Annotated in this window: 13 protein-coding genes; 11 read left to right on the top strand and 2 right to left on the bottom strand. The window is 49.6% G+C overall.

All coding sequences use genetic code 11. The features are described 5' to 3' along the window. Positions 1-11: 11 nt before the first annotated feature. The 8 genes from ACE6ED_RS15845 to ACE6ED_RS15810 all read left to right on the top strand — a co-directional run bounded on the left by ACE6ED_RS15845 (position 12) and on the right by ACE6ED_RS15810 (position 11,301). Positions 12-656, top strand: a complete 645-nt coding sequence (locus tag ACE6ED_RS15845) for a bifunctional 4-hydroxy-2-oxoglutarate aldolase/2-dehydro-3-deoxy-phosphogluconate aldolase (protein WP_410828163.1) — start codon at positions 12-14, stop codon at positions 654-656. Positions 657-669: 13 nt separating this feature from the next. After that, on the top strand, positions 670-1,821 hold the full coding sequence (gene dgoD / locus ACE6ED_RS15840; RefSeq protein WP_410828162.1) for a galactonate dehydratase: 1,152 nt from the start codon (positions 670-672) through the stop codon (positions 1,819-1,821). Between the two features lie 122 nt (positions 1,822-1,943). After that, on the top strand, positions 1,944-4,961 hold the full coding sequence (locus ACE6ED_RS15835; protein ID WP_410828160.1) for a glycoside hydrolase family 2 TIM barrel-domain containing protein: 3,018 nt from the start codon (positions 1,944-1,946) through the stop codon (positions 4,959-4,961). A gap of 147 nt (positions 4,962-5,108) precedes the next feature. Beyond that, positions 5,109-6,821 (top strand): cache domain-containing sensor histidine kinase, encoded by a 1,713-nt coding sequence (locus ACE6ED_RS15830; RefSeq protein ID WP_410828159.1) that lies wholly within the window; start codon positions 5,109-5,111, stop codon positions 6,819-6,821. Beyond that, the gene (locus tag ACE6ED_RS15825; RefSeq protein WP_410828158.1) at positions 6,779-8,017 is read left to right on the top strand and encodes a response regulator transcription factor; all 1,239 of its coding nucleotides are present in this window, start codon (positions 6,779-6,781) and stop codon (positions 8,015-8,017) included. Before ACE6ED_RS15830 ends, ACE6ED_RS15825 begins: the two co-directional genes overlap by 43 nt. 168 nt (positions 8,018-8,185) lie before the next feature. Then, complete coding sequence (locus tag ACE6ED_RS15820; protein WP_410828157.1) at positions 8,186-9,508, top strand: ABC transporter substrate-binding protein; 1,323 nt, start codon at positions 8,186-8,188, stop codon at positions 9,506-9,508. 30 nt (positions 9,509-9,538) lie between these two features. After that, entirely contained in the window at positions 9,539-10,423 is an 885-nt protein-coding gene (locus ACE6ED_RS15815; protein WP_410828156.1) for a carbohydrate ABC transporter permease, read from the top strand. A 14-nt stretch (positions 10,424-10,437) separates the two neighbouring features. Continuing rightward, entirely contained in the window at positions 10,438-11,301 is an 864-nt protein-coding gene (locus tag ACE6ED_RS15810) for a carbohydrate ABC transporter permease (RefSeq protein WP_410828155.1), read from the top strand. Between the two features lie 46 nt (positions 11,302-11,347). Here ACE6ED_RS15810 and ACE6ED_RS15805 read toward each other — a convergent pair whose 3' ends face one another. Next, complete coding sequence (locus ACE6ED_RS15805) at positions 11,348-11,815, bottom strand: tetratricopeptide repeat protein (RefSeq protein ID WP_410828154.1); 468 nt, start codon at positions 11,813-11,815, stop codon at positions 11,348-11,350. 158 nt (positions 11,816-11,973) lie between these two features. After that, on the bottom strand, positions 11,974-12,384 hold the full coding sequence (locus tag ACE6ED_RS15800; protein WP_410828153.1) for a helix-turn-helix transcriptional regulator: 411 nt from the start codon (positions 12,382-12,384) through the stop codon (positions 11,974-11,976). A 779-nt stretch (positions 12,385-13,163) separates the two neighbouring features. On the opposite strand from ACE6ED_RS15800, the gene ACE6ED_RS15795 reads away from it, so the two are divergent. From ACE6ED_RS15795 to ACE6ED_RS15785, 3 genes are read left to right on the top strand one after another with little or no spacing between them, the layout of a single operon-like run. Further along, positions 13,164-14,153 carry a LacI family DNA-binding transcriptional regulator gene (locus ACE6ED_RS15795; RefSeq protein ID WP_410828152.1) on the top strand — a complete coding sequence of 330 codons (990 nt, stop codon included), beginning with the start codon at positions 13,164-13,166 and terminating at the stop codon, positions 14,151-14,153. Positions 14,154-14,174: 21 nt separating this feature from the next. Next, positions 14,175-15,158 (top strand): N-acetylglucosamine kinase, encoded by a 984-nt coding sequence (locus tag ACE6ED_RS15790; RefSeq protein ID WP_410828151.1) that lies wholly within the window; start codon positions 14,175-14,177, stop codon positions 15,156-15,158. A gap of 55 nt (positions 15,159-15,213) precedes the next feature. After that, positions 15,214-16,512, top strand: a complete 1,299-nt coding sequence (locus tag ACE6ED_RS15785; protein ID WP_410828150.1) for a 6-phospho-beta-glucosidase — start codon at positions 15,214-15,216, stop codon at positions 16,510-16,512. Positions 16,513-16,533 lie beyond the last annotated feature (21 nt).

Here is a 16,533-nt window from a genome sequence, read left to right as displayed (position 1 = left end):
GGGGGGGCAAAATGAACAAACAGGAAAAGGTAAAGCTGCTTAAGGATTCAGGGGTTGTTGCCGTTGTACGCAGACCTCCGTATGACAAGGCTGTGCGCATAGCGGACGCCCTTGTGGCGGGCGGAATAAAGGCGCTGGAGATCACAGTGGACAGCGACAGGGCACTGGAGCTGATCGCCTTATTAAACGAACGATACGGGGAAAAGGTATTGGTTGGCGCAGGGACCGTCCTGGACGCAGAAACCGCAGAGAAGGCAATTGAAGCCGGAGCGCAATTTATTTTTTCGCCGGTTTTGGATGAAGAAACGGTAACAACGACAGTCCGCCATGAGGTGATTTCCATTCCGGGCGTGATGACGCCAACCGAAGTATGGCAGGGCTACCGGATGGGTGCGGATCTGCTCAAGATTTTCCCCGGCTCTTCTCTGGGCGTAAATTACATAAAAGAATTGTCTGCGCCGCTCGGCCAAATCCCGATGATGCCGACAGGCGGAGTTACGCTGGATAATGTGGCGGAGTTTATTCGGGCGGGTGCGGTTGCGGTAGGGCTGGGCAGTTCGCTGCTTGATAAGCAGGCAGTGGAAGAAGAGCGGTATCAGGATATCACCAAACGTGCGGAACAGTTCATACATGCCATTCATCAAGCAAGAGAATAGGGAGAGATCAATCATGAAAATTACGAAGTACAGCACTTATATCGTCCCGCCCCGCTGGCTGTTTTTGAAAATTGAAACCGACGAAGGCATTGTAGGCTGGGGAGAGCCCGTAATCGAAGGCAAGGCTCATACGGTGCAGGCTGCGGTCAACGAATTAATGGATTACCTGATCGGCAAAGATCCGCTGCGCATCGAAGATCATTGGCAGGTCATGTACCGGAGCGGGTTCTACCGCGGGGGGCCAATTTTGATGAGCGCCATTGCCGGCATTGATCAGGCGTTATGGGATATCAAGGGGAAGGCGTTTCATGCGCCCGTCCATCAGCTGCTTGGCGGAGCGTGCCGCGATTCCATGCGCGTTTACTCCTGGATCGGCGGCGACCGCCCAAGCGATGTGGGCAGAGCGGCATTGGAGAAACAGCTGGCCGGTTTTACGGCGGTTAAAATGAACGCTTCGGAAGAAATGCAGTATATCGACAGTTATTCCAAAGTGGATCAGGTGGTGGAGCGGGTAGCTGCCATTCGGACGGCAACAGGGCCGGATTTCGGAATTGGAGTTGATTTTCACGGACGTATCCATAAACCGATGGCCAAAGTACTGGCCAAAGCGCTTGAGCCTTATCAGCTGATGTTTATCGAAGAACCCGTGCTGCCGGAAAACAACGAAGCGCTGCGTGACATAGCCAACCACACCAGTACCCCGATCGCTACCGGGGAGAGAATGTTTTCCCGCTGGGATTTTAAAACTTTGCTGCAGGACGGATACGTCGATATCATTCAGCCTGATTTATCCCATGCGGGCGGAATTACAGAATGTAAAAAAATCTTTGCTATGGCGGAAGCCTACGACGTTGCCGTTGCGCCGCATTGTCCGCTGGGCCCGATTGCGCTTGCTGCTTGTCTGCAGGTGGACGCGACGGCGCATAATGCGGTGATTCAGGAGCAAAGCTTGGGGATTCACTATAATGCCGGCAACGATTTGCTGGATTATATTGTTGATCCCGGCGTGTTCTCCTATAACAACGGATTTGTGAAAATCCCTCAAGGCCCCGGGCTGGGTATCACCGTCAACGAAGAATACGTAATCAGAATGGCGGCCGAGGCGCCTCACCGGTGGAGAAACCCGGTTTGGAGGCATCAGGACGGATCGGTCGCGGAATGGTAAAACCGTCCCCGGCGTTAATCAAACAAAATGACCCTGTAATCGGACAAGAGTCGGTTTGAGAGCCCTTTCATTTCAAATACAATGAAACTGTTCAAAGTATTTTCTCGGAGGGGAGAAACAAGATGATCCAGATTCCAAAATACTGGGAAGACCTCAGCGTGCTGGAGAAAAACCGCGAAGCGCCCAGAGCTTATTATATTCCTTATGCGGATGCGGAAGCTTCCCGCAAGCAAAAGCGGGGGAATTCCCCGTATTACCGGACCCTGAATGGGAACTGGAAGTTTAAATACAAGGAGTCCGTCCGGCAAGTAGACCATGACTTTTTCCGTAACGATGCGGATGTTAACGACTGGGATGATCTCATTGTCCCCTCTTGCTGGCAGGTTAAGGGATACGACCAGCTGCATTACACCAACGTCAATTATCCGTTTCCTTGCGATCCGCCTTATGTGCCGAATGACAATCCGGCCGGATTGTACGTGCGGGAGTTCAATATCTCCAGCGCTTGGGAGAACAAAAGCAAATATATCGTCTTTGAAGGGGTCAATTCCTGCTTTTATTTGTGGGTGAACGGCATCTGGGTGGGATACAGCCAGGGAAGCCGCATGCCGGCCGAATTTGATATTTCTCCGTACGTTCATTCGGGCAGCAACAAGCTTGCGGTTATGGTATTAAAATGGTGCGACGGCTCCTACATCGAAGATCAGGATTTGTGGCGGTTTTCCGGCATATTCCGGGACGTGTATCTGCTGGCCCGCAGCCCCGAACATATCGTTGATGTGTTTAACCGCGTTGAACTGGACCCGGATTCCGGATCGGGCAGTCTTACCTGCGAGCTTTCAGCTCTCGGCCAAGTGAATGCCAAGCTCGAATTCACCGATGCAAATGGAGTGCTGCTTGCAAGTGAAACCGTAACCGTCGACGGGGAAGGAAGCGCGATGTTTCAAGTCAGCCATCCCAAGTTGTGGAGCGCCGAGACTCCTTATCTATACAATCTCTACATTAGAGCCGCGGATGAGGTGCTACATTTTTCGGTCGGATTCAGGAAAATACAAATTGTTGACGGGGTTTTCCTGATTAACGGAACCGCCGTCAAATTAAAGGGAGTCAACCGGCATGATTCCCATCCGGAGCTGGGGCAGACGATCCCGGTCAATCATATGATCAAGGATCTGAAGCTGATGAAGCTGCACAACATCAATACGATCCGGGCGTCCCACTACCCGAATGATCCGCGTTTTCTGCAGCTGTGCAATGAATACGGATTTTATGTCATCGATGAAGCGGACCTGGAATGCCACGGGGTGTTTCATGCCGTCGGGGATTTCAATATGCTGACCCGGCTTCCGGAATGGGAGCATGTCTTTGTCGAACGGGCCCAGCGTATGGTGGAACGGGATAAAAACCATCCTTCGGTCATCCTGTGGTCGATGGGCAACGAGTCCGGTTACGGCGTCAATCATATGGCGATGGCGCGATGGACTAAGTCCAGGGATGCTTCCAGGCCCATTCATTACGAAGGCTCCGACCCCCGGCATTTTGGAAGCCCGGATACGGAAGTGCTGGACATCGAAAGCCGGATGTACTCCTCGCCGGCCTACATTGAAGCCTATGCGAAGGATGAAAACAGCACCAAGCCGATGTTTATGTGCGAATACAGCCATGCGATGGGCAACGGGCCAGGCGATCTAAAGGACTACTGGGACGTCATTTACAAGTATCCGAAGCTGATGGGCGGCTGCGTCTGGGAGTGGAGCGACCATGGCATCCTGACGAAAAATGCGGAAGGAACGCCGTATTATGCTTATGGGGGAGACTTTGGGGATCAGCCGAATGACGGGAATTTTTGCATCGATGGATTGGTATCCCCTGACCGGGTTCCTCATCCGGGATTGCTGGAACTCAAAAAAGTGATCGCTCCTGTAAGGATCGAAGAAGACGATTTGGCTGCCGGGTCTATCCGGGTTACCAATTTGTACGACTTCGTAGATCTCGGCCATCTTACGCTGTATTGGAAGGTTGAAAAAGAAGGAGAACTGTACAGTCAAGGCCAAACCCGGGTAGATGGGGTTGCGCCGCACTCCTCACAGCTGATAAAGCTGGACTATGATTTGCCGGCATTTGCGGATCAAGTTTTTTACCTCACGGTGACTTTCCGGCTGCGGGAACATACCCTCTGGTCCGAATCCGGACATGAAGTGGTTTCCGAACAATTCAGGCTGCCGGTGGAAGTCCGGAAGGCAGCTCAAGCCGCCTCTGGCATGGACGGACAGACGCTGCGGATTACGGAAAAAGACGCCTTGGTAACGATCGACGGGTTCGATTTCCGCTATGTGTTCGACCTGTATCAAGGCAGCTTTACCTCCATAACGAAACACGGAGTTGAAATGATTTACAAGCCTTTGGGCTTCAATATTTGGCGGGCTCCAACGGACAATGACCGCAAAGTGAAACGGCAGTGGATGGAAGAAGGCTATGACCGCGCGCTGCCTCATATCTATGAAGCGGCAGTAGCCGCACAGGATGAAAATTCTGTAGAAATCCGCGTCGTTTATTCCCTTGGAGGTTACATCAAACCGCCGCTGCTGCACGGTGCTGCATACTGGCGGGTAACTGCCAATGGAGAAATAGGGCTGAAAACGGAGGTTACCGTCCGTGAAGACCTGCTGTTCCTGCCCCGCTTTGGCCTTCAGGTTGTGATGCCGGCGGGCACGGAGGAGGTAGAGTATTTTGGAAACGGCCCTCGTGAGAGCTATATAGATAAAAGCCAAAGTACACTCAAAGGCAAATACCTGACCACAGTGGATGAACTGTTTGTCCCGTATATTATGCCGCAGGAAAACGGCTCACACGACGGCACCGAATGGGTAACCGCAACAAATGAACAAGGGATGGGGCTGAAATTTACGAGCGCCCGGCCATTTTCGTTTAATGCCAGCCACTATACACCGGAGGATTTAACCCTCGCCAAACATCATTATGAGCTTGTCCGGCGGGATGAAACGATCCTCCACCTGGATTACAAGATGAGCGGCGTAGGTTCCAACTCGTGCGGGCCGGAATTGTTGGAGGTTTACCGGTTGGACGAAAAGCAGTTCTCCTTCGAACTAAACATCCTGCCTTTGTTTAAAGAAGACTAGACCGTATTCTATAATGGTGTCCCTAATCGCGAGATTTTAAGGGACACCATTTATTCAAATTTCAGATGGTTTTTGTTATACTGTGAAGACTTCGTTTCCTATGGTATGGCCGCTAACTCTCTTACTAAAAGTCAGAAGAGGTATAACATGAAGAGTGTGTTTGAGAGGATGATTTCCCGCATCCGGAAAGCGGGCACCGTGAGAACCAAGCTGATGCTGGCATTCTTTATTGTGGCCACACTGCCGGTGGGGGCGCTTGCGTATTTTTCTTTTCATCAATCGTCCAAAGTGGTTACTTCCCAATTCGGTAGCTATGTGATTTATGCGGTGGACCAGCTTAAACTGCATGTCGACGGTAATCTTAAGCAGATGGATGTGATGACAGGCAACATTTTGTCCTATTTGATTGCATCTTCGATCATTGTAGGGGATGAAGTTCCGGCGACGTATGAGCAATATGTGGAAGAAAGAGACTTCCAGAACTATATTACGTCCCTGGAGAGCACAAATCTTGTTAAAGTGGCGGTCATTACGCCTTCAGGCAGAGTCATCGGAAATAACCAGATTAATGCAGACAGTCTGGCGGCTTCCGCCTTCTGGTCCGATAGCTCGAAATATAATAACAGGCATGTAATGATTCATATTCCCGACTATTACGCGAGCCCCGGCAGCGAATATATAATCAGCAGCGTGGTACCGTTAAACAGGTCCTTCGGGCTGCCGGAAGGGAGCCGGCTATTGATCGACATGAAAGCGGATACAGTGTTAGGTTTGATCAATTCGTTTGAAAAGGATACCAAAGCCCGTCTGCGGATCACAGACGCCTCCGGTACGGTTCTGCTGCAGACAGCGTCGGATGAGGGGATCCGGGAGGACGATAAAGTATGGTCAAGGGTCCTTGATACGGAGGGCTGGGTGGTCGAAGCAAGAGTGCCGTATAACACCTTTTATGAATCCTCATCGGTGATTTTGCGGTATTCCGCTTTTATCTGCACCCTGGCGATTCTGCTTGGCGTCCTTATGGCCAGCTTCTATTCGATCCGTTTTACGATGCCTATCAGAAAATTGGCCCATTCCATGCGCCGTTTCGGTGAAGGCGATCTGCTCATCCGTACGCCCGTCAAGTCGTCGGATGAACTTGGTTTTTTAAGCGAGTCGTTTAACAAAATGACAGGGCAAATCGTGGAGCTTGTCCATGAGATCAGCAGGACTGAAAAGCTGAAAAGTGACGCCGAGTTGAAAAGCCTGCATTATCAGATCAATCCTCATCTCTTGTTTAACACCTTAAACTCCATTCAATGGAAAGCCAAACTGGCCAACCGGCCGGACATCCAAAAAATGCTGCAGCACCTGATCGTCGTGCTGGATGGGAGTCTGAATTTTCAACAAACGGTCCTTCCCCTGAGGAAAGAACTCGAGATCGCCAAACATTTTATCGAGATTCAGCGTTACCGGTTTGAAGATGGTTTTACCTTTCAACTGGAGGTACAGCCCGGGCTTGAAGATAACCTGATTCCGCGCATGGTGCTGCAGCCTCTGCTGGAAAACATATTTTTTCATGGTTTTCAGGACGGGCAAGGCTATATTCGAATGCGGATTTTCGAGGAAAAAAATCTGTTGTACATGATCCTGGAGGACGATGGCGCAGGGGTTACACCGGAGCATATGAAGTACATCGGTTCCGGCCAAAAAGTGCCGGGTAAACGGGGCGGATTAGGCCTGCGGAATGTTGATGAACGGTTTAAGCTTCATTACGGGGATGCCTACGGGCTGACAATAGCATCCATCCGAAATCAAGGGACGAAGGTGACACTGACATGGCCAAAAACTACGGAAACCGATTCCCTATTAAAGTATTAATCGTGGATGACGAGCAGCTGGTGAGAAAAGGGCTGCGGATGACCATCGATTGGGAACAGCACCAGATGATCGTGTGCGATGATGCCCCGAACGGCAGCATCGGCTGGCAAAAATTTTTGGAGCATCGTCCTCACCTGGTGATTACAGATATTGTTATGCCGGAAATGAGCGGGATCGAACTGGCCCAAAATATAAGAAAGGTATCGCCGGACACCTCGATCCTGTTCCTAAGCTGCCATCGGGATTTTAACTATGCCAAACTCGGTATTCAATTAAACGTTCACGATTATATCGTCAAAACGGATATGGACGACGATCATATCCATGCATCCCTGAACCTGATTTATCAAAAGCATAAGGAAACCATGGAGAAACACCAGGAAGTTCCGAAGCAGGCAGCCGAGCAGCCGGACCGGACAAAAGAGTGCTTAAACGAATGGCTTGGCAGGAAAAGTTATCCGGCGAAAGAATTTCTTTTGGCACGCCTGCGCGGCGAGTGGAAATGGATGTTGTCTGCTTCGAGTCTGATTCATATTTATCTATCCTCCAAAATGGGGAGTTCCTCCGATTTCGCTTCTGATTCAGATTCTGCTCCGGCTCCGGATCCATTGTTGAAACGGTGGGAGGATCTGTCGCTGGCTTATCCAGGCCAAATGAAATGGCTTGAAGCGGGCGGACGCTCCGGATTCCTTGCCTGCAGCAGCGGCCTTACGGAGCTTGTTTTGTCCAAGCTGGTGGAAGCAAAAATCAACGAACGTGAACTGGAATGGCGGCAGTGCAAACCCGTTACGGGCGCGGAAGAATGGCTGGAAGCCTTACACCGGCTAAATCGTATCCGCCTGCTGGAGCAGAATACCCGATTGCTCAGCACGGCCCACAAGGAGGATATCCTTCAAGCCATCGATTTCATCGACGAGCATCTGGACCAGGACGTCCGGGCGGCGGATGTCGCAGCGGTCATCGGCGTCAGCCGCAGTTATTTCAGCACGATTTTTAAGGAAGCTACGGGCTGCAGCATCATCTCGTTTATTGCGGAGCGCAAGCTGAGACGGGCAAAGGAGCTGCTGAGCGTAACCTCGATACGTACGGAAGAAGTCGCCGAAAAAATCGGGATTCAAGACGTAAAGTATTTTTCAAAATGGTTCAAGAAACAGGCGGAGGTTACGCCGGGACAATACCGTCTGCAAACAAAATGACGGCATAATCAAACAAATTGCTCCTGCCGCCCGGCTTAGCCGGGCATTTTTTTATGGATCGGAAAAGATCGCACTATAATCGAACAATCGTCGGTTTGAAAGCCTTTTCAAAGAATTTATTATAAATCATGTACCACACGATCTAATTGACATAGGGGGTTACCATCCGTGAAAAGAAAACGATTATTGTACGTCCTTATCACCTGTCTGCTGCTTTCTCTGCTGACGGCAGCCTGTTCTTCGGACAACCAAAAGTCCGCTTCCAACGCTCCGGCTGAAGGAAACGAAAAGGTGAAATTAGTAGTCTGGATCTGGGAGACCGCAAAAGACGGGCTGGATTTGAATATGGAAGCCTTCCAAGCCAAATATCCGAATATTGAAATCGAGTTCCAGACAATGAAGTCAACGGATTTGTACTCCAAATACCTGATTACTTCAAGCACCGGAGATGCAGTTCCGGACATTATCACTGTGGAATCCACCAACCTGTCCCAAATCGTTCAAATCGATTCCTTGCTTGATATCACCGACCGCGTAGCTCCTTACAAGGACAAAATGAGCGCTTATAAATGGAAAGATGCCACCAAGGATGACAAGGTGTATGCCATGCCGTGGGATAGCGGTCCGGTCGTCATGTTCTACCGCAACGATCTGTTCGCTAAAGCCGGTTTGCCTACCGCTCCTGAGGAGGTAGCCCAAAAAATCCAAACCTGGGACGACTATTACGAAGCAGCGAAATTGATCAAGGAAAAAACCGGAGCGATGATGTATGGGGATTCCAAGACCAACTCCAGCAACCGGATGTTCGAGTCGATGATGTGGCAGCGTGGATTGTGGTACTTCGACGATCAAGGCAACGTTGCCGTCGATTCGCCTGAAATCAAAGAAAGTGCCGATTTCCTGATCAAAATGCAAAATGAAGGCCTTGTCTTTGATGCCCGTGCCAACACCGACCCATGGGGGAATGCAATCCGCGACGGAAAAATCGCTACGGTGGTAGGCGGTTCCTGGCATGATGCCATCATTGAAAACCAATATTCCCCGGCGGATAAAGGCAAATGGTCTGTCACGATGATGCCGAAATGGTCCAAGGATGACAAGTATACAGGCGCAAACCAAGGCGGGGCGAACCTGGCGATCAACAAGAACTCCGAGCATCCGGAGGAGGCATGGCAGTTCATTGAATTTATGCTTGGCAGCGAAGAATCCCAAGTGAAAATGATGACGGATGCCGGATTGTTCCCGGCCATGCTGCTCAGTGACAATGCTTCCCTGGAGGAGCCGTCCGAATATTTTAACAACGAGCCGATCCGTAAGGTCTATGCCAATTCGTTAGCCAATACGTATCCGCTTGCGTACACGTCCGATTTTCCTATGGCCAATAAACTGATGACCGATGTCTGGGCCAAGGTCTTCCTGAACAATGTCAGTTCGGAGAAGGCTCTGAGTGAGATGGCGGCGGAACTCCGCAGCAAAACAAAGAGAAACTAATTTCATCTTGATAGGATTGGAGGGAATGATATGAAAGCATCCAAGTGGAACAAGCAGATGTTGGTTGCTCCTTACCTCTACATATCACCCTATTTCATCTTGTTTTTTGTCTTCTCGTTATATCCGATTTTGTATTCGGTATATATCAGTTTGACGGATTGGAATGGATCCGGTGAAAAGTTATATGTCGGGTTCGAAAATTACGCGCAGTTGTTTAGGGACAACGACTTCTGGCTGTCGCTTTGGAACAGTACGCTGATCTTTTTGATGTATGTTCCGCTCATGCTGTTTGTAGGACTGATTCTGGCGTCCATGCTGAATTCCAATTGGATGGTAGGCAAAGGTTTTTTCCGGATGGCGCTGTTTGTCCCGAATTTTGTGTCCGTTGTCGCCGTGTCCTTTGTCTTCATCCTGTTATTGAACACCCAAGACGGGCTGGTCAACAGCGTGCTTCGAAACTTAGGCCTGATCGACAGTCCGATCCCTTGGCTGGAATCCCCGTGGTGGGCCCGGTTCTCCGTCGCAATGATGGTGCTCTACCGCTGGCTTGGCTATAATATGCTGCTGCTTCTTACGGGACTGCAGAACATTCCGAAGGATTTGTATGAAGCCGCTTACGTGGACGGGGCTACCAAAATCAAAAGTTTTTTCTTCATTACCATCCCGTTAGTTAAAAAAATGCTGCTGTTCTGCACGGTGCTGTCCACAATCGGAACGTTTTCGCTATTTACCGAACCGTTTATTTTGACCCAAGGCGGCCCGTTGAACTCGACTCTGACTCCGGTGCTTATGCTTTACAGAGAAAGCTTCCAAAACTTTAATTTCGGTTACGCATCTTCCATCGCCGTCTGCTTCTTTATTCTCATGATGGTTATCTCTTTGCTGCAAATGCGTATCTTCGACGATAAAGAGTAGGCGGGGAGGATACTATGGAAAAAACAATGAAATTAAAAGCCGCACACCTTACGGACAGCAAACCTGTCTGGTCCTCGTCGCTGGCTTTTGTGCTCATGTCAGTTGTCTCGCTGTTTACGTTGTTCCCGCTGTTCTGGCTGTTCAGTTCATCGTTAAAAGACATCAGTGAGATTTTTGTCAATCCGCCGATTTGGATTCCGTCAACGCTGCATTGGGAAAACTTCAGAGAGCTGTTTATGGAGCGGAAATTCGGAATCATTACCTGGAACAGTTTCCTGCTATCCACGGCTTCCACAGTGTTTGCGTTAATCTTTTGCAGTTTGGCCGGATTTGCTTTTGCCAAATACAAGTTTAAAGGAAAGCAGTTTTTGTTCGTGCTCGTGCTGGCGTCCCTCATGATTCCGCATGAAGCGACCATGGTGCCTTTGTTTTCGATTTATAAAAATCTGCATCTTATCGATAACATTTGGGGCGTCATCCTGCCGGATTTGGCCAATGCTTTCGGAATTTTCTTTATGCGCCAATACTGCATGTCCCTCCCGGACGAGATGCTGGAAGCGGCGCGGATCGACGGCTGCAGCGAATTCAAAATTTTCCGCCGGATCGTGCTGCCGAATCTGAGATCGGGATTTGCCGGACTGGGGATTATCCTGTTCGTCAAACAATGGAATAACTTCCTGTGGCCATCAGTCATCTTAAGATCGCAGGAAAACATGACTTTATCGGTTGCCCTTAAAGCGCTTGAGGACAGCAACAATACGCCTTATCATCTCATCATGGCCGGTTCCGTTATCAGTGTGCTTCCGCTGATGATCATTGTGCTGATCTTCCAGAAACAGCTGATTGCCGGGATGATCGACGGCGCGATTAAAGGTTGACCAAGGACAGCCCTCTCAGCTTTGGCTGAAAAGGGCTGTTTTCTTTTTATTGATTTAACAAGGCCTTGAGATTATTAATTTCTTCCTTGAATACATCCACCGTTTTGCCCTCCGTAATCTGCCAATCTTTTTCTAACAGAGCAATGATTTCTTCAAGCTTAATAATAGCCTTGTCGTACTGTTTTTGTATTTTGTAGATGTGGACAATAGCTATGAAGGCATCCGTATATTTTGGATGGGGCTGCAGTTCATAACCTTTGGTATAAAATTCAACGGCCTCGTCGTATCTGCACAATTTGGCCATGCAGTCACCTCTGGAAGACCACGCAAGCCATTCCTCGGGATATTGATCTGTCATCTGTTCCCAAAGTGTTAAGGCTTGAGCAAGGTCTCCTTCTTCCTTGCAGATCAGTCCCTTGTATAATGGATACAAATAACCTGGATGGATGCTGTTTAGCTGTTCCAATGTTTCTTTAGCTTCAGTGCATCTGCCGTCTGCAAGCAGGTAGTTCATGAGCCATACATAGGCTTGCCAGTAGTCAGGATGACTTTGCACAAAATTGCTGTAATAGCCGATAAGTTTATGATGATTGGAGAAGTTCCAGTCAAAAATAATGCCATTTTCCGCATCCCGTAATGCGTTATGGTTTCGTTTGCTGTGAGGAGTGCAGTTCAGTGCATCCTTGGCATAAGCGGAAGCAATCTCGCGATGCTCCTGTGAACGTTGAATATGCAGTTGGGCCAGCAGAGTGAGCGAATGGCTTTTTTTATCGTCTCCTTTACCTTTTCCTTGAGGAATTGTTCGGCATAAGCGAAATCTTCAGCGGATATAACATGTTCTGTATTGATCATATTTTCAATCCGTTCAAAGTGGGTATCATCCGTTAATGCAAACAGCTCATCTATGGTGACGCCAAACAGCACAGACAAGCTCGGAAGCAGCTGAATATCAGGGAGGGTTACATTGTTTTCCCATTTGGAAATGGCTTGGGAAGACATATTCAGTTTTGCAGCAAGCTGTTCCTGCGTGATGCCCTTTTGCAGCCGCAGGGACTTGATCTTTTTTCCGATTTCTATATTCATTCGGGTAACCTCCAGTTTTGGTTGTGGCGACTAGTCGATTACATCTTATATTGGGCCGGAGATTCTCTCAATGACCGCTTAGTTAAATGAATTAGCTTACCTGTTACATGGCATAAGACAACGTAATTCTCGTTTTGGTTGTCATTGTCTCAACAAATGAGAAATGGTGATGTCCAAGCTGCTTGTAGTAAAGTTTCTACAGAGGCTTCTGAATGTATCTGAAGGGAGTAGGATTTATGCAAATCAAAATTGGCGTATGGGAGAGCCGGGAATTTCTTTTACCGGAAATGTTTCCAGGGGGACGGATATATAGCTGAATAAAAAAAAGGAATAGCTACGGTTCTCACCGTAATCTGTGAGAAAATAAAAAACGCCAACAAGAATCTAAATTCTGATGCGGATAAGATGCTTGCTATTGGGCCGCATACGGATTCAAATGATGATATAAAAGAAAAATTAGAGATGGTGGGAAAATTCCTCGATGTACACTGGCATAAAGAGAGAGGAGGGATGCCTTGAATTTAACCGTATACAAAAAATTTAATAGCATGTCAGCTTTTGGATTGACGGATGGCATGCAGGATAGTAATATGAAACCAAAGTAAAAACCTTTAAACTTTTTTAAAGATTTATGCAGTTTGTAAAAATGGCGAAGCTAACATGGTTTGTGCGGTTTCTCAGTCAGGGCTTAGATATATCATCACATGTAAAGATTTTTTATTTTCTTCAAAAGTTAAAACGTTTAAACTTTTGGAGGCGGTGGAGGCATGAAACCATAGATGAACATTCACGATGTAGCCAAAAAGTCGGGACTTTCCGTAGTCACCGTATCCCGAGTGATTAACAATTCGCCGTCCGTACGTGAATCCAACAGACAGAAAGTGCTCAAAGCGATGGAGGAGTTGAATTATCAGCCCAACTCGGCGGCGCGGAGTCTTGTGCGCGGCAAGACGGGAGTCATCGGGATGTCGATCACGAACTTTAACGACTCCTTTTATGACCGCGTGATCCGCGTGGTGAACCGGAAGCTGGCGGAACAAGGTTTTTTCTTAGCTTTATCGATAGCGGAAAATGAAGATGAGGGCGCTAACTTTCTGTTCCAGAAGGACCGCGTGGACGGCATTATCTTGTTGTCCCCGATTGAAGAAAAAGCTTATGTAGAGGAGCTCCGTAGAAAAAACATCCCGTTTGTCCTGCTGGATAACCAGTTTCAGCATGAGGATGTTCCGAGCGTCGTCATCGATAACTTCCAGGGCGGATATGAAGCGACCCGGCATCTGATTGGCCTTGGACACACTCAGATTGCCTATATCGGCGGGCCTTCGGTTTTTCTGAGTGTGGCGGAGCGCAAACGGGGATATATCCAGGCACTGGATGAAGCCGGTATATCGCCTTTCGGAACCGATTCCTGCGGGTTTACGGTGAGCGGCGGTTATGAGGTAGCCAAACGGTGGATTCGTGAAGCCAAGCTGCCGACAGCGTTTTTTTGCGGGGATGACTTTATCGCCCTTGGGGTGGTTCAGGCCCTGCGCGAAGAAGGAATCCGGGTCCCTCATGACATCTCGGTCGTGGGCTTTGATGATCAGCAGTTTGTGGGTGAATTTTATCCCCGCTTAACAACGGTTAGACAGCCTGAAGCCCAAATGGGCAGCATTGGCGTTGATTTATTGATGCAGTTAATCAATGGGGAGGTGATGCCGGCCGCGATAACGAAGCTTGCTCCTCAGCTTCTCGTCCGCGAATCGACCGCAGCTGTAAGATTAACCTGAATATTAGGAGTGAACAGATCCGTGAAGTATTACCTGGGAGTTGATGCAGGAGGCAGCAAGACGTACGCGATGATCGCCAGCGATGAGGGCAAGGTCATTGGCGTGGGCAAAGGAGGCAACGGAAATCATCAGAAGAATCGCAAGCAGGCGGAAGCCAGCTTGCAGAAAGCGGTCTCGGAAGCGCTTACGTCAGCCGGACTAAGCAAGGATCAGCTGGAGTATTCCTGGTTCGGCCTGGCGGGAGCGGACAGAGAAACCGATTTTCAGATTTTGCGGCCGATGATCAGCCAGCTTGGTCTTCCCCGGACGGAGATTTCCTGTGACACCTGGAATGCCCTGCGGTCAGGGACCGAAAAGAATTACGGGGTCGTGCTGATTTGCGGCTCGGGCGTGAACTGTGCCGGTAAAAATCGAGAAGGCGCTGCCTACCAATGCGGCGGTTTTGGTTACCGGTTCGGCGATTTTGGCGGCGGTTATGATTTAAGTCTCGAGGTATTCCGCAGCGTTCTCCGGGCCGAAGAGGGAAGAGAAAACCAAACGGTTTTGTCGGAGCGCTTAACTCAATTGCTCGGTTATGCCAATGTTTCGGAGCTCAGAGAGGATTATCTGGATCATTTCAGAGAACTGCCCCCTCATATTGCCGAGCTGCTGTTTCAAGCGGCAGAGGAAGGGGATCAGGTGGCTGCGGGGCTGCTGATCAAGCAAGGGGAGGAGCTTGGTTTGGCCGCGGCGGCGACAATCCGGCAGTTGGGGATGGAGGGGGACACTTTTGACATCGTTCTTGCCGGCAGCCTGCTGACCAAGGGAGACCGCTCAGGCATTATCCGGCGCGCCATTGAGCAGAAAGTGAAGCCGTCGGCTCCAAATGCCGCTTTACGGATTTTAACCCGTGAACCGGTTGTCGGCTCGGTTGTCCTGGCAATGGAAAGCAGCGGTCTGCAGGTGAACCGCGAGGTTCTAGACCGTTTATCCATGGAAAAAGTCTTTAATGCAGCAAGCAGGTGAGGATTAGGCTAGTGATCATCCCATCAAAATGAATAAGACGAAGGAAGGGTCTATCATGGAGGAAACATTGAAACTGGTTGTCATCGGAGCGGGATCATCGTATACGCCCGAGCTGATGGAAGGCATTATCTTGCATCACAAGGAGCTTCCCGTAAACGAAGTATGGCTGGTAGACATTGAGGAAGGACAAGAGAAGCTGCACACCATTGCGGAGCTGAGCAAACGCATGATTGCCAAGTCCGGACTTCCGATAACAGTGGTGGAGACGCTTAACCGCAGAGAGGCGATTGCCGGAGCAGATTTTGTCTGTACACAAATCCGGGTGGGCATGCTGGAAGCGCGCAAGTGGGATGAGCTGCTTCCGCTTCAATACGATGTCATCGGCCAGGAGACGACGGGTCCCGGAGGGATGATGAAAGGCCTGCGGACGATCCCCGTCATTCTGGATATTTGCAAAGACATCGAGGAGCTGGCTCCGGATGCCTGGCTGCTGAATTTTACAAACCCGGCCGGCATGGTCACTGAAGCGGTTCATAAATATTCCTCGGTAAAAAGCGTAGGCCTCTGCAACTCGCCAATCGGCTTTCAAAAGTGGCTTTCCGAATTTTTTGAACTTCCTACCGGCAAGATCTACTCGGAGTTTGTGGGCATCAACCATTTGCACTGGGTATCGGATGTCGTGATTGACGGAAAAAGCAAGCTGCAGGAGCTGATTGATTACCCCCAAAGCTACAAGGCAAGCAATGTGCCGTTTGATTCCTGGGACCACCGGTTCCTGAACGGACTGCAAGCCATCCCCTCCTATTATTTGAGCTATTACTACATGACGGACGACATGCTGAAGGAACAGAAGGAAGCGGCGGCTTCAACCGGCTCACGTGCCGAAGTAGTGAAGAAGGTCGAGGAAGAGCTGTTTGAGCTGTACCGGAACGTGGAGCTGGAGGAAAAGCCGAAGCAGCTGGAGCAGCGCGGCGGAGCCTATTACTCGGAGGCGGCCGTACTGCTGATGCGGTCCATTCATAATGATTCCCGCGATATCCAGACGCTGAATGTACGGAATAACGGAATTATTGACTTTTTGCCGGAGGATGCCTCCATTGAGGTGAACTGTGTGGTGACCAAGCAGGGCCCGCTGCCGATTCCGCTGCAAAAAATCCCGCCGTCCGTAAAAGGTCTGCTGGCCGCGGTGAAGCAGTACGAAAGCCTGACGATTGAGGCGGCCGTCCGCGGAGACCGTGATATTGCCCTGCAGGCCATGGTTCATCATCCCCTGGTGCCTTCGGTCACCGTGGCTGAACAGCTGCTGGATGAAATGCTGGAGAAAAACAAACCGTATCTGCCGTTGTTTCACTAGAAGGCGCCAGAGGAGGAATAG

Source organism: Paenibacillus nanchangensis (assembly GCF_046543445.1).
Classification (GTDB): Bacteria; Bacillota; Bacilli; order Paenibacillales; family Paenibacillaceae; genus Paenibacillus_AQ; species Paenibacillus_AQ nanchangensis.
Note: the sequence above shows the minus strand (reverse complement) of the source record. Positions and strands in the feature narration are given on the sequence as shown.

Bases quoted from the DNA above. Each gene is read 5' to 3' on its own strand.
- ACE6ED_RS15845 (WP_410828163.1), top strand. From the start codon at position 12: ATGAACAAACAGGAAAAGGTAAAGCTGCTTAAGGATTCAGGGGTTGTT.
- dgoD (WP_410828162.1), top strand. From the start codon at position 670: ATGAAAATTACGAAGTACAGCACTTATATCGTCCCGCCCCGCTGGCTG.
- ACE6ED_RS15835 (WP_410828160.1), top strand. From the start codon at position 1,944: ATGATCCAGATTCCAAAATACTGGGAAGACCTCAGCGTGCTGGAGAAA.
- ACE6ED_RS15830 (WP_410828159.1), top strand. From the start codon at position 5,109: ATGAAGAGTGTGTTTGAGAGGATGATTTCCCGCATCCGGAAAGCGGGC.
- ACE6ED_RS15825 (WP_410828158.1), top strand. From the start codon at position 6,779: ATGGCCAAAAACTACGGAAACCGATTCCCTATTAAAGTATTAATCGTG.
- ACE6ED_RS15815 (WP_410828156.1), top strand. From the start codon at position 9,539: ATGAAAGCATCCAAGTGGAACAAGCAGATGTTGGTTGCTCCTTACCTC.
- ACE6ED_RS15810 (WP_410828155.1), top strand. From the start codon at position 10,438: ATGGAAAAAACAATGAAATTAAAAGCCGCACACCTTACGGACAGCAAA.
- ACE6ED_RS15805 (WP_410828154.1), bottom strand. From the start codon at position 11,815: ATGAACTACCTGCTTGCAGACGGCAGATGCACTGAAGCTAAAGAAACA.
- ACE6ED_RS15800 (WP_410828153.1), bottom strand. From the start codon at position 12,384: ATGAATATAGAAATCGGAAAAAAGATCAAGTCCCTGCGGCTGCAAAAG.
- ACE6ED_RS15795 (WP_410828152.1), top strand. From the start codon at position 13,164: ATGAACATTCACGATGTAGCCAAAAAGTCGGGACTTTCCGTAGTCACC.
- ACE6ED_RS15785 (WP_410828150.1), top strand. From the start codon at position 15,214: ATGGAGGAAACATTGAAACTGGTTGTCATCGGAGCGGGATCATCGTAT.